The 18,219-nt window shown below is 60.1% G+C and carries 20 protein-coding genes; 9 read left to right on the top strand and 11 right to left on the bottom strand.

Annotated elements, in window-relative coordinates; all coding sequences use genetic code 11:
- Positions 1-55: 55 nt before the first annotated feature.
- Positions 56-868 carry an ATP-binding protein gene (locus QZ564_RS01375; protein WP_297103822.1) on the bottom strand — a complete coding sequence of 271 codons (813 nt, stop codon included), beginning with the start codon at positions 866-868 and terminating at the stop codon, positions 56-58.
- 244 nt (positions 869-1,112) lie between these two features.
- Here QZ564_RS01375 and yajC point away from each other — a divergent pair, with 244 nt between their 5' ends.
- From yajC to QZ564_RS01355, 4 genes are all read left to right on the top strand, one after another.
- Positions 1,113-1,460, top strand: a complete 348-nt coding sequence (gene yajC / locus QZ564_RS01370; RefSeq protein ID WP_297103630.1) for a preprotein translocase subunit YajC — start codon at positions 1,113-1,115, stop codon at positions 1,458-1,460.
- 62 nt (positions 1,461-1,522) lie between these two features.
- Complete coding sequence (gene secD / locus QZ564_RS01365) at positions 1,523-4,072, top strand: protein translocase subunit SecD (RefSeq protein ID WP_297103628.1); 2,550 nt, start codon at positions 1,523-1,525, stop codon at positions 4,070-4,072.
- On the top strand, positions 4,056-4,463 hold the full coding sequence (locus tag QZ564_RS01360; RefSeq protein WP_297103626.1) for an MTH938/NDUFAF3 family protein: 408 nt from the start codon (positions 4,056-4,058) through the stop codon (positions 4,461-4,463). The genes secD and QZ564_RS01360 overlap by 17 nt, the downstream gene beginning before the upstream one ends.
- Complete coding sequence (locus QZ564_RS01355; protein ID WP_297103624.1) at positions 4,463-5,308, top strand: phytoene/squalene synthase family protein; 846 nt, start codon at positions 4,463-4,465, stop codon at positions 5,306-5,308. Before QZ564_RS01360 ends, QZ564_RS01355 begins: the two co-directional genes overlap by 1 nt.
- Before the next feature lie 22 nt (positions 5,309-5,330).
- Here QZ564_RS01355 and QZ564_RS01350 read toward each other — a convergent pair whose 3' ends face one another.
- The 4 genes from QZ564_RS01350 to QZ564_RS01335 all read right to left on the bottom strand — a co-directional run bounded on the left by QZ564_RS01350 (position 5,331) and on the right by QZ564_RS01335 (position 7,779).
- Complete coding sequence (locus QZ564_RS01350; RefSeq protein WP_297103621.1) at positions 5,331-5,774, bottom strand: YiiD C-terminal domain-containing protein; 444 nt, start codon at positions 5,772-5,774, stop codon at positions 5,331-5,333.
- A complete protein-coding gene (trmFO, locus tag QZ564_RS01345; protein WP_297103619.1) occupies positions 5,771-7,153 on the bottom strand; it encodes a methylenetetrahydrofolate--tRNA-(uracil(54)-C(5))-methyltransferase (FADH(2)-oxidizing) TrmFO in 1,383 nt (460 codons plus the stop codon). The genes QZ564_RS01350 and trmFO overlap by 4 nt, the downstream gene beginning before the upstream one ends.
- Positions 7,154-7,279: 126 nt before the next feature.
- Positions 7,280-7,429, bottom strand: coding sequence for a DUF1127 domain-containing protein (locus QZ564_RS01340; protein WP_297103616.1), 150 nt, complete (start codon positions 7,427-7,429; stop codon positions 7,280-7,282).
- 197 nt (positions 7,430-7,626) lie between these two features.
- Positions 7,627-7,779 (bottom strand): hypothetical protein, encoded by a 153-nt coding sequence (locus tag QZ564_RS01335; protein WP_254673066.1) that lies wholly within the window; start codon positions 7,777-7,779, stop codon positions 7,627-7,629.
- Positions 7,780-8,039: 260 nt separating this feature from the next.
- Between QZ564_RS01335 and QZ564_RS01330 the strand changes: the two genes are divergently transcribed.
- Positions 8,040-8,936 carry a division plane positioning ATPase MipZ gene (locus QZ564_RS01330; protein WP_297103611.1) on the top strand — a complete coding sequence of 299 codons (897 nt, stop codon included), beginning with the start codon at positions 8,040-8,042 and terminating at the stop codon, positions 8,934-8,936.
- 9 nt (positions 8,937-8,945) lie between these two features.
- On the opposite strand, the gene QZ564_RS01325 is transcribed toward QZ564_RS01330, so the two are convergent.
- Positions 8,946-9,362, bottom strand: coding sequence for a helix-turn-helix domain-containing protein (locus QZ564_RS01325; protein ID WP_297103609.1), 417 nt, complete (start codon positions 9,360-9,362; stop codon positions 8,946-8,948).
- Positions 9,363-9,452: 90 nt separating this feature from the next.
- Between QZ564_RS01325 and QZ564_RS01320 the strand changes: the two genes are divergently transcribed.
- The gene (locus QZ564_RS01320) at positions 9,453-9,863 is read left to right on the top strand and encodes a DoxX family protein (protein ID WP_297103607.1); all 411 of its coding nucleotides are present in this window, start codon (positions 9,453-9,455) and stop codon (positions 9,861-9,863) included.
- Positions 9,864-9,915: 52 nt separating this feature from the next.
- Here QZ564_RS01320 and QZ564_RS01315 read toward each other — a convergent pair whose 3' ends face one another.
- Positions 9,916-10,485, bottom strand: a complete 570-nt coding sequence (locus QZ564_RS01315) for a DJ-1/PfpI family protein (protein WP_297103605.1) — start codon at positions 10,483-10,485, stop codon at positions 9,916-9,918.
- A gap of 161 nt (positions 10,486-10,646) precedes the next feature.
- On the opposite strand from QZ564_RS01315, the gene QZ564_RS01310 reads away from it, so the two are divergent.
- Positions 10,647-11,804 (top strand): D-alanyl-D-alanine carboxypeptidase family protein, encoded by a 1,158-nt coding sequence (locus QZ564_RS01310; RefSeq protein ID WP_297103602.1) that lies wholly within the window; start codon positions 10,647-10,649, stop codon positions 11,802-11,804.
- On the opposite strand, the gene QZ564_RS01305 is transcribed toward QZ564_RS01310, so the two are convergent.
- Positions 11,801-12,043: a sulfurtransferase TusA family protein gene (locus tag QZ564_RS01305; protein WP_363311325.1), complete on the bottom strand. Its 243-nt coding sequence runs from the start codon at positions 12,041-12,043 to the stop codon at positions 11,801-11,803. The two genes, QZ564_RS01310 and QZ564_RS01305, sit on opposite strands and share 4 nt — an antisense overlap.
- Positions 12,033-12,512: a CAP domain-containing protein gene (locus tag QZ564_RS01300; RefSeq protein WP_297103600.1), complete on the bottom strand. Its 480-nt coding sequence runs from the start codon at positions 12,510-12,512 to the stop codon at positions 12,033-12,035. Before QZ564_RS01300 ends, QZ564_RS01305 begins: the two co-directional genes overlap by 11 nt.
- Before the next feature lie 246 nt (positions 12,513-12,758).
- Here QZ564_RS01300 and QZ564_RS01295 point away from each other — a divergent pair, with 246 nt between their 5' ends.
- Positions 12,759-14,273 (top strand): histidine kinase dimerization/phosphoacceptor domain -containing protein, encoded by a 1,515-nt coding sequence (locus QZ564_RS01295; RefSeq protein ID WP_297103597.1) that lies wholly within the window; start codon positions 12,759-12,761, stop codon positions 14,271-14,273.
- Positions 14,274-14,295: 22 nt separating this feature from the next.
- Here QZ564_RS01295 and QZ564_RS01290 read toward each other — a convergent pair whose 3' ends face one another.
- Complete coding sequence (locus QZ564_RS01290; RefSeq protein ID WP_297103595.1) at positions 14,296-15,138, bottom strand: FadR/GntR family transcriptional regulator; 843 nt, start codon at positions 15,136-15,138, stop codon at positions 14,296-14,298.
- Positions 15,139-15,306: 168 nt separating this feature from the next.
- Positions 15,307-16,365, bottom strand: a complete 1,059-nt coding sequence (ugpC, locus tag QZ564_RS01285) for a sn-glycerol-3-phosphate ABC transporter ATP-binding protein UgpC (protein ID WP_297103593.1) — start codon at positions 16,363-16,365, stop codon at positions 15,307-15,309.
- 332 nt (positions 16,366-16,697) lie between these two features.
- Between ugpC and QZ564_RS01280 the strand changes: the two genes are divergently transcribed.
- On the top strand, positions 16,698-18,098 hold the full coding sequence (locus tag QZ564_RS01280) for an extracellular solute-binding protein (protein ID WP_297103590.1): 1,401 nt from the start codon (positions 16,698-16,700) through the stop codon (positions 18,096-18,098).
- Positions 18,099-18,219 lie beyond the last annotated feature (121 nt).

Raw genomic sequence — 18,219 nt, 5'->3', positions numbered from 1 at the left:
CCAGAACAGCAAGAAGGCCGGAAGTGGTGCTCCGGCCTTTTCGTCTTCTTGAGGCCTATACCGCCTTGCCTTCCTCGCCCGCGAGGGTCCGTACCAATTGGATCGCCACTCGTCCTGATCGCGCGCCGCGCGTCGCGGCCCACTCTATGGCTCGCGCCCGAAGCGTCTCCGCATCGATGCCGAGGCCGTAGTATTCCGCGTATCCCGATACCATGGCCAGGTAGTTCTCCTGGTCGGAATTGTGGAAACCCAACCACAGGCCAAAGCGGTCCGAGAGCGATACTTTTTCCTCCACGGCTTCGCTGGGATTGATCGCGGTTGAACGCTCATTCTCGATCATGTCGCGAGGCATTAGATGGCGCCGGTTGGAGGTGGCGTAGAACAGCAAGTTATCTGGCCGCCCCTCTAATCCTCCATCAAGAATTGTCTTGAGCGACTTGTAGCTCGTCTCGCCACTGTCAAAGCTGAGATCGTCGCAAAAGACTATGAATCGTGCCGGCTTATCGGAGATCTGTCGCATCAACAGTGGGAGGGACTCGAGCTCCTCCCGGGCGATCTCAACCAGTATCAGGCGCTCAAAGCCTGTCCTGGAGACAATGTCGGCATGGACTGCCTTGACCAGGGAAGACTTTCCCATGCCTCGCGCACCCCAGAGCAGGGCGTTATTGGCCCCGTGTCCTCGCGCGAATTGCTCGGTATTGGCGAGCAGGATGTCACGGACCTGGTCGATACCCTTGAGCATCGCCAAGGGCACCCGGCTGACCTTGGAAACGGGCAACAAGCGGCCAGATTCGCCCTGCCAATGATAGGCGTTTGCCTCGCCAAGTGTGAATGGTGTCTGCCCGTCCTGGGCCAGGGAACGAGCTATGGTGTCGAGCGCGTCGGCGATTCTGCCCAGATAGTCCTTGGTTTTCACCCGATAGTCCTTTGCTTGTGGCGCGGCAATCTGTGCCCCTTATTGGCTTTGCAATGAGCCGACCCCAAATGTATAGTCCGCGCGATTTTGGCCGGGGCGCAAGTGCAGAGAAGCCCGATAGCGTCCACCGTCTGATTGGCGGGACCGGGCCGCCCTTCCACAAAAGCACAAAAAGAATCGATAAGGAGTTCGCTTGATGTTTGTAACGCCCGCCTATGCTCAGGACGGTGTCGGGGCCCCTGGTGGCATGGCTGACATCTTCATCCAGTTGATGCCGATCGCCCTGCTGGTGCTGATCTTCTGGCTCTTGATCTTCCGCCCGCAGCAGAAGCGTCTCAAGGCCCAGCAGGCCATGCTGGCGGCAATTCGCCGGGGGGATACCATCGTGACCACTGGTGGCATCGTCGGCAAGGTGACAAAGGCCGTCGAGGGTGAAGACCTTGAGGTTGAGGTTTCCCAGGGCGTCAAGGTCAAGGTTGTGCGCGGCATGGTGGCCGACGTTCGCTCCAAGTCGGAACCGGTCAACGACAACAAGCCCGCCTGACCTGTTCAATACCCGGGATCGGGGCCTTCGGGCTCCGTTCCTGCTTTCAGGACTATTTCTCGATGCAGTCTTCGCCCATCCGCACCGCCGTCATCATTCTCGTCGCGACCATTGGCCTGCTCTTTGCAGTGCCCAATTTCCTGTCAAAGGACGTCGTCGATGCGCTGCCGGATTGGCTGCCCAAGCAGGCCATGGTCTTGGGCCTCGACCTTCAGGGTGGCTCGCATCTGCTGCTTGAAGTCAACCGCGAGAGCATCGTCACCGAACGCCTTGCAGACCTCAGGCGCGACACCCGCAACCTGCTGGCCAACGAAAACGGCATAGGCAACATCATCACGACGGATGTCGCCACCAACACAATAACGATCGAGCTGACCGACCCAACGCAGAAGGCCGCCGCTCAAAACGCCATTCAGGGCCTGCAGAATACCCTGTCCAATACCTTGTTTGCCGGGGTTGGCACCGACGAGCTGACATTTGGTGAAACCGCTGATGGCAGGCTCACAATCGCGCTCACCCCCGAGGGCATCAGCCAGCGGATGAGTGCGCTTGTTGCCCAGTCTGTGGAAGTCATTCGCAGCCGTATCGACGAGTTGGGGACTACAGAGCCGACCATCCAACGGCAGGGTGATACGCGCCTCTTGGTGCAGGTGCCGGGCTTTGGTGATAGCGAGCGCCTCAAAAACATCATCTCGCAGACCGCCCGTCTCACGTTCCATATGGTTTATCCGGGCATGACGGCCGACCAGGCCGAGGCGCAGGGCCTGCCGCCTGGCACCATGATCCTGCCCAGCCAGGATGGCTCTCGTGAATTGCTTTACGAAGAAATAGCCCTTGGCGGCGAGTCGCTGAGCGATGCCCAGCCGAGTTTCGACCAGCAGCGCGGTATTCCCGTCGTGTCCTTCCGCTTTGACACGCGCGGGGCCATCACCTTTGGCGAGATCACCTCCGCAAATGTCGGCCAGCGCTTCGCCATCGTACTCGACAATACGGTCATCACGGCGCCCGTCATCCAGCAGCCGATTACCGGCGGCTCGGGTCAGATCAGCGGCAATTTCACCACGGCTTCCGCCAACGACCTGGCGGTTCTGCTCCGCGCCGGCGCCTTGCCGGCAAGCCTTGATGTCGTCGAGGAACGGTCTGTTGGACCGAGCCTGGGTGCCGACTCCGTGCGTGGCGGCGTGATCGCCGGCATCATCGGCGGCATTTCGACCGTCGTCTTCATGCTGATCGCCTATGGCACTTTTGGCGCTTTTGCCAATGTAGCCCTGCTGCTCAATATCGGCCTCGTCATCGGCGCTCTTTCGGCCCTGGGCGCGACGCTCACGCTGCCAGGCATCGCCGGTATCGTGCTCACCATGGGCATGGCCGTGGACGCCAATGTTCTGATCTTTGAGCGTATGCGCGAGGAGCAGTCGGCGGGGAGGGGACCGGTGCAATCAATCCAGGCCGGCTTCCAGAACGCCATGAGCGCTATCCTGGACTCCAACGTCACCACCTTCATCGCCGCCGTGGTGCTGTTCTTCCTGGGCTCCGGACCGGTCCAGGGTTTTGCTGTGACGCTGGCGATCGGTATCGTCACAACTCTCTTCACCGCCTACTTCGTAACCATGCTCATCGTGGGCCGCTGGTATTCGTGGCGCCGTCCGAAAAAACTCAAGATTCAACTTCTGCGCATCGTGCCGGACAACACCACTGTGCCGTTCATGAACTGGCGGCGCATCGCCATCATTGGGTCCATGGTGCTCTCGATCGGCTCTGCGGGACTCTTTGTCTTTCATGGCATGAACCTGGGCATCGACTTCAAGGGCGGCACGTCTATCGAAGTGCAGCATCAGGGCGGACCTGCCGATGTCGGCCAGATTCGCGAACTGCTGAGCCCGCTCGAACTTGGCGACGTTCAGGTCCAGGGGTTCGGTACACCCGAAGACGTGCTGATCCGTATTGAGTTGCAGGAGGGCGGACCCGAAGCACAACAGGCGGCAGTGGACTCCGTCGTCACCGTCCTTGAAGCAGAGAATTACGAACTGCGCCGCACCGAGGCTGTGAGTGGCACCGTGTCGAGCGAACTGGCCCTGTCGAGCACCATCGGGCTGTCCGTCGCTGTCCTCGGGATTCTCATCTATCTCTGGTTCCGCTTCGAGTGGCAATTCGCCGTGGGAGCAATTGTCTCGACACTGCACGATGTGATCCTGACGCTCGGATTCTTCTCGCTGACCGGCATCGAATTCAACCAATCCAGTATCGCGGCGATCCTGACTATCGTGGGTTACTCGCTCAACGATACGGTAGTGGTGTACGACCGCGTCCGTGAGTTCCAGCGCAAATTCCGCAAGATACCGCTGGTCGAGCTGCTGAACCGCGCTATCAACTCCACACTGTCCCGCACCGTTCTGACCGGTCCCACCACCCTGTTTGCCCTGCTCGCGCTCGCCATATTTGGCGGGGAGGTCATTCAGAGTTTCGTGCTGTCAATGATCTTCGGCGTGCTGATTGGCACCTATTCGTCGATCTTCATCGCGGCACCGATCCTGGTGAATCTGGGTCTCAAGGAGCGCCCTGAGACCGAGTCTGAAGGCAAGGAAAAGGCTGCCGATGGCGCTGCCGTCTGACAATGGCCCTGGCGTGGGAACGGGTTTTCCGCGCCAGGTCGGGATTGATGCATATGGGAATGGCGGTTTCCGCTTCGCCGATATGTCTCACAAGGGCTCCTTGCTGTGCCTGCCCGGCGGCATGGTGGATTGGTCAGTAGGGACCGCAGCCGAGTTGACGCTTGAGAGCCTGGAGCCAGTGTTGGATCAGGCCGACGCACTCGACGTGCTGCTGATCGGCCTCGGTGGCGATATCGTGGCGATCGATCCTGCCATTCGCCAGGTTTTCCGGGAGCGCAACGTGATCATCGAAGCAACGCAGACGGGCGGGGCGGTGCGCACTTACAATGTGCTCCTTGCCGAGGAGCGTGCCGTCGCTGCCGCGCTTATTGCCGTCGAGAACGCGCGCTAATGACTGATGCGAGCTTAGAGTATGCGGCCGAATTTCTGAGGAAATCGGATCGTGACCGCTATTTGGCGTCCCTGGTTCTGTCTGCGGAAAAACGTCCAGCAATAACGGCGCTCTACGCCTTCAATGCCGATATTGCGTCGATACGCGAGCGGGTATCCGGCCCGCAGCCCGGCGAAATACGCCTGCAGTGGTGGAACGACGCGCTCTCCGGCGAGGGGCATGGCGCCGTGCGGCAAAATCCTTTGGCTGACGCCCTTCTTGAGACCCTCGAGCGCTACAACCTTCCCGCCGGAACGCTGCTCCGCCTGGTAGGCGCGCGTCGCTTCGACCTTTACGACGATCCAATGCCGGATATTGAGACGTTCGAGGGCTATGCGGGGGAGACGGCCTCGACGCTGTTTCAATTGGCGGCCATGGTACTGAATGACGGAGAGCCGGTGGAGCCCGGAGACGCCGCCGGCCATCTCGGCGTGGCCCAAGCCATGATCGGCCACCTGCGTGCCTTCGGCCATGTCTCAGCACAGGGCCGCATCATGTTGCCGTGGTCGATCCTTGAGGCCAATGGCGTCCGCGAGGCCGAGGTGTTCGCAGGGTCGGAGAGCGAAGGCCTCCACGCTGCCATGAGCCAGATAGCCGAGCTTGCAACCGATCACATTGGGAAGGCCAGGACCTCGGTCGCGGCTCTTCCTGGCCAGGTTCGTCCGGCCTTTGCCGCGATGACCCTGCTGGAGGCGCAATTGGCCTCTTGGCAGAGAGCCGGGAAGGGAGCCTTTGCCGCCCCGCCAGATGAGCCCGATTGGCGCAAGATCGCTCGCCTGGCCTGGTGGGCGCTCCGAAACAGATAGGCCTCGCGATCAGCAGCAGATCTCAGCGCCCGGTTCCGATCGCCACAAACTCGCCTGTGAAACGGGCCGCTATGGCATCCTCGAATACGAGTGTTGCAGACACCGTCCTGCGCGCCTTGCCGTGGCGCTTGAGCTGCTGGATGAAGCCAGCCCAATCTGCGTCGTCCAGATGTGCGATGGCCTGTGCTGGTCCAGACACCGGCTTGAGGAAGTCGGTCTGGTTCCTTTGCACCACCAGGTCACAGGTGACGTTGGCCTCCAACCGCAAATGCAACACTGACCAGGCGGCCAGAAGCATGGCCGTGGAAATACTGCCGCCGAACATGGTGCCATGCACGTTGACATTAGGTTCAAGCGGCACGTGCAGGGCCACGGATTCTGCACTGGCCTCGATCACCGATACCGCCATGGCCCGCGAAAGGGGCATGTGCAGATACAGGTACTCGGCCAGTGCCGTTGGCGTCATGCCCAGGCCTTGAGGTCTTCCAGCGCGCGGCTGGTTATCGCCCGGCGCTTGGCGATGGTCTTGTCCGGCCCGCGCCACCGCTTGACCCCTTCGGGCTTACTGATGGTCACCTCGGGAAACAGTCCGAAATTGACGTTCATCGGCTGAAAGCTGCGCGCGCCGCTATAGCCTTCCGCTTCAATGTGTCCGCCAGTGATGTGGCCGATCAGCGCGCCCAGCGCCGTCGTTACCGGCGGGGTGGCCAGGGAACCGCCCAAGGCTTCGGCCGCTGTCATGCGACCGGTAATGAGGCCCACCGCAGCGCTCTCGACATAGCCTTCCACCCCGGTCACCTGCCCGGCAAAGCGGATGCGAGGATCAACCTTGAGCTTGAGGTCCGGCGCCAAAACCTTGGGGGAATTGATGAACGTGTTGCGGTGCAATCCACCCAGACGAGCGAATTGCGCGTTCTCAAGCCCAGGGATCATCCGAAAGATTTCGGTTTGGATGCCGTAGCGCATCTTGGTCTGGAAGCCGACCATGTTCCACAGCGTACCCAACGCATTGTCCTGCCGCAGTTGCACGATCGCATAGGGCTTGACGGTCGGGTTGCGTGGATTGGTCAGTCCAACAGGTTTCATCGGGCCATGTCTCAAGGTCTCCGGTCCGCGCTCGGCCATCACCTCGATGGGTAGGCACCCATCGAAATAGGGCACCTTTTCCCAGTCCTTGAATTCATGCAGCGGAGCAGATTTCAGCGCCTCGACGAAGGCGTAGTATTGGTCCTTGTCCATGGGCAGGTTGAGATAGTCCGCCCCTGTGCCGCCCGGGCCCGCCTTGTCATAGCGCGATTGCTTCCAGGCAATGTCGTGATTGATGCTGTCATAGTGGACGATCGGAGCGATGGCGTCGAAGAAGGCCAGCGAATCCTCGCCGGTCTTTTCCAGCACCGCATCGGCCAGCGCCGGCGAAGTCAGTGGACCTGTCGCAATGATGACGTGCTGCCAGTCGCCCGGCGGCCACCCCGCGACCTCCTCTCGGACAACGGTGATATTGGGATGGTTGCTAATGGCCTCGGTCACGGCCCCCGAAAAACCGTGACGGTCCACAGCGAGAGCGCCGCCGGCTGGCAGCTTGTGCTGGTCCGCTGCGCGCATGATGATCGAGTTGCAGCGCCGCATCTCTTCGTGCAGCAATCCGACGGCGTTCTGTTCGTGGTCGTCGGATCGGAACGAGTTGGAACAGACAAGCTCTGCGAAGGCGTCGGTCTCATGCGCATCTGTACGCTTGATGCCTCGCATCTCGTGCAAGATGACTCTCGCGCCCGCCTCGGCTGCCTGCCAGGCGGCTTCGGACCCGGCTAGGCCCCCGCCAATAATGTGAATGGGTTCGTTTGACATGGCGAGCCAGATACCAAGCCCGCTTGTCCGGAGCAATCGGCGTTTGCTTCGCCCGGCCTCAGAATCAAAACGCTCGCATCTCAGAGAGAAGCGAGCGTTCGGTTTGAAGTCTTGGAGCCGTCGAACTTACAGAGTGTCGACATGATTGCGAGCAACGCGGCTGATGTCGGTGCGCGAAATGCCCAGATCGTTGAGCTGGCGATTGTCGAGAGCAGCAAGCTCACGAACGGTCTGCTGGTATGCGGCCCACTTCTTGAAGGTCTTACGAATGTCCATCGGATGTCTCCTTGTCTTGACGAGCTACATATAGGTCAGCCCATCCCCAGCGAGCAGATAGAGATTGGTCAAACTAGCTATGCGTTTTGCGCAAGTCGTAGGCAGTGCTCGTTCATTGATCATTCACCTATGCGGAAACGTTGCGGCCGCCAGATGGCGATCCGGCGGCCGTTGTAGCAAGGCAGAGGTCGAGGCGCTCAGCGATCAAAAAGCGATCGCGTCATCTTTGAGAAGTCCGGACCGGAAATCCCTAGTATATCGGCATCGCGCGTCGAGGGAACGTCCATTTCCCGCAACGTCTGCTTGATGTCGACCAGGCGCTTCAAGCGCCAGACGGCTCGCACAAACATGGCAGAATCCCTTTGCGGTTTACTGAAGTGCCAGGAGACGATGCCGGTGTTCGCAGAGGTCAGCTAGCCACCATTGGTCACGTCGCGCATGCGTCAGGCGCATGGAAAGTTCATTGAAACGACGCATTGTGGTCTTTTTCGGCACCCCGGGCATTCCCCCGGCAGCCGCCTGAGGTGATTAATGAACCATTGACCATGTTTTCCCTTGTGCGAAGCGTCCCAAATCAACACACTCCGGCAAGTGATTTGGGGAGTCGACGGTGCGGCAAGGCGCGCATGTCATTGTGGTTGGCAACGAGAAGGGCGGATCGGGCAAGTCGACGACCGCCTTTCACCTGGCCATTTATCTGCTCTACCAAGGATACAAAGTCGCCTCGATTGACGTCGACAGCCGGCAGCAGACGCTCACCCACTATGTGCGCAATCGGCGGGACTGGGCTCGCTCCAAGGGGCTGAGCCTTCCCCATACAACCCACTATCACCTGCCATTGGCGAGAGGCGATTCGGCGCGCGAGAACCACCGTATCGAGTTCGATCTTTTCCGCCAGGCAATTGGCGAAGTGGAGGCTTCTGCCGATTTCATCGTCATCGACACACCGGGTTTTGACACGAATCTGGCTCGGTTGGCCCATTCGCTGGCCGATACCTTGGTCACGCCTGTAAATGACAGCCTGATCGACCTCAGTGTGATGGCGCAGGTGGACCCAGTGACTGGTGAGCCCCGGGAGTTGAGCCATTACGCGCGGCTGGTGCAGCGCGCCCGGTCTGAGCGCCTTGCCATCGATGGACGCAATATCGACTGGGTTCTAGTGCGCAATCGAATCTCAATGCTGTCATCCCGCAACATGCGGCAGGTACAAACCATGCTTGAGCGCATCGCCATGCGTCTTGGCTGCCGGGTTGCCGACGGCATTGCCGAGCGGGTCATCTTCCGATCCCTGTTTGCGACCGGCATGACCGTCTTTGATCCCCTCGATGATGAGCTTCTGGGCGGTGTGCCTTCAATGTCTCACATGAGCGCTCGACAGGAATATCGGGCCTTGGTGAACGCGCTCAATCTGCCGGCCAGTCGACGGGCGGAAGCGCGCCAGGAAGTCCTTTCTCGCCCGGCGAATGACGTGAACCGGTTCAGCCACATGGCGCACAGTGAGCCTTGATTCGCTCTGTCATCCTCGCGCGTAGGCAATCTTTCTGGCGTTGTCGGACGTAACGGCAGACTCCCTGGCATCATAAATGGCCCGCGCTTCGACGATCGCGCCGTGATTTTCTGCCGACCAATCCCACAATGCACTGATAGGCACCTGCAGGGTCTTGCCCAGCTCGGTCAGGCTATATTCCACGCGCGGCGGCACCTCTGGATAAATCGTGCGGGTCACCAGTCCGTCACGCTCGAGATTGCGGAGTGTCAAGGTCAGCATGCGCTGAGAGACACCATTGATCATACGCTTGAGCTCGTTGAAGCGTAGCGTCCCGTTTCGTCCCAACATGCCGACCACCATGACACTCCACTTGTCACCGATCCGGTTCAGCACATCCGACATCGCCGAGCAGTTCGAATGCTGCGAAGTATCGGTAAGTGACATTGATGTGCCTCCTTGTGTGGGTAACTCAGTAACAAATATAGAGACAGTTACTCGTTTATACCAGAGTGTGCAACGGCAGGGGAGGTAGCGGTGAGCAATTCGACCGGGTTGAGAGGCTGGAACATAGGGCTATGGATAGTGCAGGTGGCCCTGGCCGTATTCTACGGCATGGCTGGCGTGATGAAACTGACGCAGCCCATTGAGGGGCTGGTCGCATCCGGAATGGCCTATGCAGGCGACTATCCGGAATTGCTGACGCGGTTTATCGGCACGATGGAAGTTCTCGGTGCAATTGGCATCATCTTGCCCGCCGCCACGCGTATCGCACCGCGATTGACGCCGCTAGCGGCGCTCGGATTCTCAGCTATTCAGGTCCTTGCCATCGGACTGCACACGACACGCGGCGAGTTCACAATTCTGCCGTTCAACCTCGTGCTGCTGGCTCTGTCGCTCCTTGTGCTTTGGGGGCGAACGAGCAAGGCTCCAATAACGCCTAGATAAGGGCGCCGCGCCGACTCCATGCGATCGAATACGTCGGCGCGGCCGGCCCAGTCTATGCGGCTCGATGCTCGGCGGCATAGAGATCGAGATAGAAGTCGAGGTCGCCAGTGCGTAGCCCCAGTGCGTCGAGGACGGCGCCCATGAAACTCACGGGGGCCGTGCCCGGGGCCGTGACGATGCCGCGGTCGAGAACAGCCCTGGGCGTGCCAACATAGTACTGTGCCCCGGCATAGCCGGTCGATGGTAGGCTCTCGGGACCATTCGCAGTGTGGCGGACATCGTTCAGCAGACCAGCGCGCGCCAGCGCCATGACGCCGTCGCATATGCCGCCAACGACCAGCGATTTGGCCCTGGCTTCGCATAGCAGGCCCGAGACGTCGGGTGCGTCGGGCTGCGCCCAGATCGTACCACCATTGACCAGGATGGCGTCGAAATCCTCGACGGAAGCTTCCTCAATGGCCAGGTGCGGCAAGACCTTCAAACCACCCGCCGATGTCACGGTTTCGCCGCCGGGCGACGCAAATCGGGTCTCCAGGCGATAATATTCTCGGGCACCCGCATTGAGCAGGGCGGTCTCCCAGTCGGCGAAGCCCGGGGTCAGAATCGTCAGCAGCGACTTCATCGCGCACCTCCATTTTGATGCGAACACAATCTGCAGTGTGTGTGACAAGGTACGTCAGCACGTTCACACCGGCGTCAGACGCCTAGCGCTTTCTTGAGATTGCTGGGGCCGGCTGCTAAGAGGGGCGCTCTTTCAATACACACCCGCGGAGTCGTTCTCCCTTGCTGCTTGCCCGCCGTCTCTTGCTCGTTCTCATCCTGGCATTTGCTGGCACTTTTCAGGCCTGGGCCAATCCAATGCTGGTGGTGGATCGGGCGACCCTGCAAGTGCTGTACGCAGAGGAGGCGGGACAACCCTGGCATCCGGCGTCGCTCACCAAGCTGATGACCGCCTATGTGACTTTCGAAGAGATTGCCAAGGGTACGGTTACCCTGGATACGCCGGTGACCATTTCGCGCAATGCCTTCAACCAGGCGCCCAGCAAGTCGGGGCTGAAGGTCGACAGCACTGTCACCCTCAAGGATGCGCTCTATATCCTCGTCGTGAAGTCCGCGAACGACATCGCCGTAGCCATCGCCGAAACGGTGGGCGGCAGCGAGTCGAATTTCGTCGCCATGATGAACGAGACCGCCGCGCGCATGGGCCTTTCGGCCACCCATTTCGTCAATCCGCATGGGCTACACGACCCGCGTCAGGTCTCCAGCGCACGGGATCTGGCCGTCATCGCGCTCTACATCGAGCAGAGCTTTCCCCAGTACATGCCCATGTTCCGCACTGGCGTCGTCAATCTCGGCAAGGCGCGGCTTGAATCCAACAATGGGTTGCTCGAGGCATTTGCCGGCACCACCGGCATGAAAACGGGCTATGTGTGCGCGTCCGGTCTCAACATCGTGGCGACGGTCGATCGAAACGGGCGGCGCCTCCTGGCTGTCGTTCTGGGCGGGTCCTCGGGCAGGGAGCGCAACGAAAGGGCGGCCGAACTCTTTCTCAATGCTCTCGGTGGCCGCCTGCAGCCCACGGGACAGACAGTTCTCACCTTGGCGAACGCGATTGGCGCAAGCCCGGTCGATATGCGGCCCCTCATCTGTGGCAAGAATGCCAAGGAATATGTGGCGGCCCAGGAGGCGGCGTTTCCAATGGGCCTGGAAGATCAGCCGTCCTACCTGACCGATGAAATCTTCGTCAGCGAATACACCGCCGTCGACCTCGGTCGTATCCGGGCCGGCATTGCACTGCCGCGTCCCAGACCGCCTCATTCGCCCATGTTTGGGGGCGTGCCTGCCGTGGAGAGCGCCGCAATTCGTGATGTCCTGCGCGGCGGCGTCAATGTTGGGGGCATTGATATCGCGTTGCCCAGACCACGACCTGCCGACCTCTAGTATTGATCCTGACGAGCCTTGGTCACATTGAACTGCAGGTGGCCGTCCGCCGGTTCTTCCGCGCACTCATGCCCGCGCTGCCTGCAAAGCAAGGGAATATCGATCCTGGCCATAGGGTCAGTAGCCAATATCACGACCCTCGTACCGGCCGCGGCGTCCTCCAGGAATTTTTCCAGTTTGAGGACGGGCAGGGGGCATTTGAGTCCCCTGGCATCGATAATCTGAACCTCAATTTCCAAGGACGAGCACCCAATAGACGCCGTAGCTCGACGACGGGTTGAAGGCGACAGCGACACCTGCCTTGCTGGCCGGGGCAGCCAAGCCGACGGCATCCGCCGCATTGTTGCGCCAGCCAGAGAAGGTCTCGGCAAAGGTTGAATAACCCGCACTCAGCTTCATCTGCACAAGCGCCTGCGGCTTGGTGGGCGCCGTGCCGGTTTGCGCGTATTGGCTCGCGAGTGCCTGAGCCGTCGCGTTCAATCCAGCATCGGCGACCAGGGGTGATACATTGCGGGTCGCACGATAGGCATTGATCAGCCCGATCGCCTGTTGGGAATCAAGCGTCGCGTTCGGTTGGTCCATTCGCGCAGACAGAGCCGGCGCCAGGGCTGCAGGCGCGCTGGCTCCGCCGAAGGAAGAACAGGCGGCCAGCACGGTCACCGTCACGGCGGCGAGGCCGAGATTTAGTAGCCTGGGGAGGTTTGGCATAAATTTCCTTCCGGGAAAAACTAGGTTTCTGACTTAACATCCGTCGCCTACGACGGTCTTAACACCGCGGATCTGCTTAATCTTTCTAGTGCGGGAGCGATTTCGCCTGTTATGCGTTGAATGCGCTACGCGCCCCCTGCGATGCAGGGTTTGCCGAAAACAGCGCGCAAAAGAGGCGGCATTGTGGGGGAGGCGAGGCTGAGGGACAGTAGCAGGCGAAAGCTGGGCGACGTAAAGGCCACGACGGTGGCCATCGCCTTTGTGACGCTGTGCCTTGCGATGTTTGCCGGTGTCTTTGCCTATTTTGTCTTTCAGGCCATTGGTCAGACCAGAATGCGCCTTGAGGAACGCGCGCAAGGAGCCGCTCAAGTTGTGGCAATTAACGCCGGCTGGATTTCCCAAGTCGCCAATCAGACACTTCGCCGGGTAGATGCAGTGCTGGGTCCTCAACTCGCCACTGATCCCACCACCCTGGAGGCAGCAGTTGAAGGCCTGCCCGAGGAAGTCGATGTCTATGTAATTGACGCCGAGGCCAACACCCTCTTCTCCACCGTCCCTGGGGCGAGAGATGTCAGTGTCGCGGATAGGGAGTATTTTACGGCGCTGAAGGCAGGCGCGCAGTCCTATATGTCCGGCTTGCTCACAAGTCGCCTCACCGGTGAGAACATCTTCGTCTTCTCGCGCAGGCTGTCGCGAAACGGCGAGATGGCGGGCGCGGTCATGGTTTCCTTCACGGATTCTCTGATGCAGAACTTCTGGGTCAACATCGAACTTGATCCAGGCTCCACCGTAAGCCTTGTGCGCCGCGATGGGCAGTTGATGGCACGCTATCCCGCGGTCAGCACGCCTGTCGACCTCTCGTCTCACCCGTTGATAGCCGAGCATCTGCCAAGTGCCGAAGCTGGGACATACTTCTCTGCGGCTTCACCTGTGGACGGCATTGCCCGCGTTGTGAGCTATCGCTCGGTTCCGGGTACTGAGATTGTCGCCTTGGCGTCGATCGCCACGGACCAGACCTGGGACTCGTTGCGCTCCGCGATCATAACGGTGCTCATAATCGTGGCGCCGATTATTCTCGGCCTGATTGGCGGTGGCATCTGGATCGTGAGCCTGCTTCGGCGCGATGCGCGTCGCCGCAGCGAACTGGAAGCCGCCAACGAAACCAATGTGCTTCTCTTTCGCGAGATACACCACCGGGTGAAGAACAACCTGCAGTCCGTCCAGTCACTGGTTCGCATGCAGGACATGCCTGCCGCCGCGCGCATCGACCTTCAGAGCCGGCTCAGCGCCATGGCCGCGATGCATGAGCACATCTACAGGCATGACAAATACGAGGATATCGATGCCAACGATCTGGTGCGGGTGATCGTCGATGAAGTGGTTCACGCCTACGGGGTTAACGTAGAGGTTCGATACGATCTCCAATCCGTCCCTGTGGATCGCGACCACGCGACCCCATTGTCGCTATTGCTGAGCGAACTCGTGACCAATTCTCTCAAATATGCATTTGAAGATCGCCAAGCAGGTACAATTTCTGTGGCCTTGCAGGACCTTGGCGCTGGGCGATGCAAGCTGGTAGTTGCCGACGACGGCGTTGGTATCGGCGAAATCCCGGAAACACCCACAAGCATGGGCATGCGCCTCATCCGGGGCGTGGTGTCACAGATGGGCGGGACCTATCGCTTCGCCAATGACAACGGAACGCGATTTGAAGCAGAGCTCGCCCTTGTCATTGCCGGGCATGGGGCCGCTAGGGCGTAACGCGCCACAACAAATACCGATACTAAGTGCAGGCTGCGTTGGCGGCCAAAATTCGTGCAACGCCCTCGGACAAGGCGCCGTCGGCGCCCGTTTCCAATCCGAGCAGAACGTCCTTCAAGGAGTCGTCGATGAGAATTTCCATCCGCATCCTGGCCATATCTGCATTTTGCACACGGATGGCTTCAAGCACGTCGAGATGTTGAAGCAGCCTGGCCGGCTTGAGAGCTGCGGATTCAACCCCATCCCATCCCGAAGGTAGCGTCTTTTGCATGATGGCGCGCAGTTGGCCACTGAAGGCTCGGATGAAGGGATTGTGTGTCGCAACAAGGATTTCGAGATGAAAGCTGAGATCCGCGGACAGTAGAGCGTCCCGATCTTGGCCGGCTGATTTCATCAGTTGGTACGCCCGCTCGAGGCGATCGAGTTGCTCCTGAGTGCGAAGTTGCGCGGCCAAGGCTGCCGCACCCGGCTCAATCATGCGTCGAAGAGGGTGCAGGCTCGTTACAATTTCCTCGAGCGGTCTGGTTTCAAGATGCCAACGCAAGACATCGGCATCCAGCATGTTCCAGGAGGCGGGCGGGGTGACGCTGGTGCCCACCTTGGGTCTGGCGACAATCATCCCTTTTGCCGTTAGTTGCGCATAGGCCTCCCGCAGGGCCGTCCGGGTGATGCGATACCTGGCAAGCATGCTCGCTTCGTCCGGAAGGCGCTCATCGGCGGGGTAGATCCCGCTAACGATCTCACGCCCCAATAGCTGCAGGACCTTGATATCGGCGCGATTGGCCAGCCTGGTTGATGCCCTATGGCCGTCCGCTGGGTTGGACTGGATGGGGGCAGCGTCGTCGGAAAAGTCGCGAAAAGCCATAAACTAGGTCGAGTCAGGATGTCGAAGGGCAGAGGTGCACATGGGCGTGCGTCCCAATACCCCTTTAGTGTCGCCGAAGATAGTGCGACACAACAACCGCCCGGAGCCTATGGCTGCTAGGCCTCCTGTGCATAGGCGTCAGATCAGGAAGGTGTGGTATCGGCGCGACTAGTCGCCAAGCCGGGCACCCGTTTCGGGATCGAAGAGGTGGACTTGCTTGGCCGCGATACTAATGCCGATCGTGTCACCCGGCCTCATGGGAATCCGTTCGCGGAAAACCCCCACCAGTTCCTGGCTGCCGATGCGGAGAGCGACCTGTGTTTCTGAACCTGTTGGCTCAACGACCAGAATCTCGGCCTGAAGGCCGGCCGGGTCGAGCACCAGGTGTTCCGGGCGAATGCCCAGCTTGACGGGGCCGTCGCGCAGCGGCACCGCTTCGGGGTCTAGCGGAATGGCAGGTACGTCTGGAACGACAAAACTTGTTCCTTCGATGCTGCCGTCGAGGATGTTCATCGCGGGCGAGCCGATGAATCCGGCCACGAATAGGTTGTTGGGGCGGTCATAAAGATCCAGCGGAGATCCGATCTGCTCGACATATCCTGAACGCATCACCACGATACGGTCCGCCATTGTCATGGCTTCGATCTGGTCATGCGTCACATACACGGTGGTCGTGTTCAGGCGTCGATGGTTCATCTTGATCTCGCTGCGCATCTGCACCCGCAGTTTCGCATCGAGGTTGGACAAGGGCTCGTCGAACAGAAACACCTGCGGGTTGCGGACAATCGCCCTTCCCATAGCTACGCGCTGGCGTTGGCCGCCGGAGAGGTGTCGTGGATAGCGCTCAAGATAGGATTCCAGCCCCAGAACCTCAGCGGCATTGGCGACGCGCCGCCGAATTTCATCGCGAGGGACATGCGCCAGCCTGAGAGAGAACCCCATGTTCTCCTCGACTGTCATATGAGGATAGAGCGCGTAGGACTGGAACACCATGGCAATGTCCCGGTCCTTGGGGGCAAGGTCATTGACGACTTGCCCGCCGATCTCGATCTCGCCGCCGGTGATGTCCTCTAGTCCGGCAATCATGCGCAGCAGGGTAGATTTTCCGCATCCGGACGGCCCGACCAGAATGACAAATTCGCCATCGGCGATGTCGATTGTCACGCCATGCAGCACTTCCAGATTGCCGTAATTCTTGCGCACGTCACGGATCGTTACAGCGCCCATTCTTCCCCTCCTGTTCGTATTGCGCGCCCTATTTTTTTGGTCCGCGCAACGCGCCTGAGGTCACGGCTCAGGCTCGTGCAATTGCTCAATGTTTAATCGACGAAATCAGATCAAACAACCCTTTTGTCCGACAATAGCTTGACCAAAGGAGTCCAGAGACGTAATAGTCGGCTTATTCACTGCCAATGCTGGGACAAAAGAGCGTGTCGCGGTGAAGGAGGGGCGAGGGATTGGCCCCATAGGGGAGGACTTGGCGTCCACTGGCTTTGTCAGGGCCCACGCATGGCGTGCGGATGCCGGTCGCATGTTCCACTGAGGAGGAGATTGGGACTATGTCGTCAAACAAATTTACTCGGCGCGATGTATTGCGCGGCGGTAGTGCTGCTGGTCTGGGACTGCTGGCGGGAAGCCAGGGCCTCCCGGCGTTTGCCCAGGATGCACCCGCAGAATTGGATTTGCCCACCGGCAGCGCCGGCAAGCTCACGGTTATTCACCGCACCGAATACTTCGAGGCAGCCCAGAATCTGTTCCGCGATACAGTGACCAAGTTTGCTGCCGCCAATGGTGCGGAGCTGGACATCTCGACCACAAATCCGGAATCGTTTGGCGACTTCCTGGGCAAGATGTCGGCTGCTGTCCGAGCCGGCAATCCGCCGGACCTTGCCTACACCAGCAACGTCTCGGTGCCGCAAATGCACCTGCTGGGCCTGCTTGAGGACGTCAATGACGTCGTCGAGGAAGCCATCAGCAAATATGGCAATGTGATGCGCGGCATCAATGCCGAGAAGTCCGGCATGATTGACGGTCGCTGGGTGGCAATTCCGTTCATTGCCAATACCACCGGCACCTTCTTCCGGGGCGATAAGCTGGCGGAAAAGGGTATAGACCCGCAGACATTGGACACATGGGAGCAGCGGCGCGAAGCGGCCCTCGCCATATCAGACCCTGACAACGGTTTCTGGGGCTGGGGATTGACGGTCAACCAGTCTGGTGACGGTTGGGGCGTAGCCTCAGGCATCCTCAATGCTTTCGGCGGTCATTTTACCGACGAAACGGGCACCAAGGTCGAATTCGACTCACCGGAGACGGTTGCGGCCTACGAGTTCGTCCGCGAGACCTACGACCGCAACGGCAAATACGCGGCCATGCTGCCGCCGGGCGTCGAAAGCTGGGGCGATATTTCCAACAACGAGGCCTATCTGGCAGGCAGTATCGGCTATACGCACAACGCGTTCTCGGTCTATGCGGCGGCCAAGCGTGACAATAACCCGGTCTTCCCGAACACGGTGCTTCTGCGCCAACCCAACGCCAACAACGGCGATAGCCGAGACGGTGGTGCCGTGGGTGGCTGGCTGACCATCTTCAAGGGTGCGCCCAATGTCGATCTGGCCAAGAAACTGGCGCTCGACCTGCTCGATCCGGCAAACTTCACGCCAATGTCTTCGGTGGCCGGGGGTCTCTTCATGCCTGCCTATGAAAACCTCTGGACTGAGGACTTGATTGCGGCTGATCCGAATTTCGCAATCATCAAGGATCAGGTCAGCGTGCCCGATCCGTTCATCGGCGCCTCCTGGCCGGCGCAGCCTGCCGCGCAGATCGATGCCATCCGCGCCCAGGGCATCCTTGAACAGTCCATGGGCAATGTGATCGCCGGCCGCATGACGTCCGAGGAAGCGGTCAAGGACGCACACAACAAGATCGTCCAGCTCTTCGAAGAAGGCGGCATCATGTAGGTCGAAAGCCAGGTCCGGCGGGGCGTGATTGCCCCGCCGGCGGCTGATGACCGACCAGCGTCAGCGCGGCCAGCTGGCCGTGCGGCGCTCCCCCATTTTCGGCTGGGCATCTGGTGCGGTG

Source organism: uncultured Devosia sp. (assembly GCF_913055165.1).
Taxonomy (GTDB): domain Bacteria; phylum Pseudomonadota; class Alphaproteobacteria; order Rhizobiales; family Devosiaceae; genus Devosia.
Note: the sequence above shows the minus strand (reverse complement) of the source record. Positions and strands in the feature narration are given on the sequence as shown.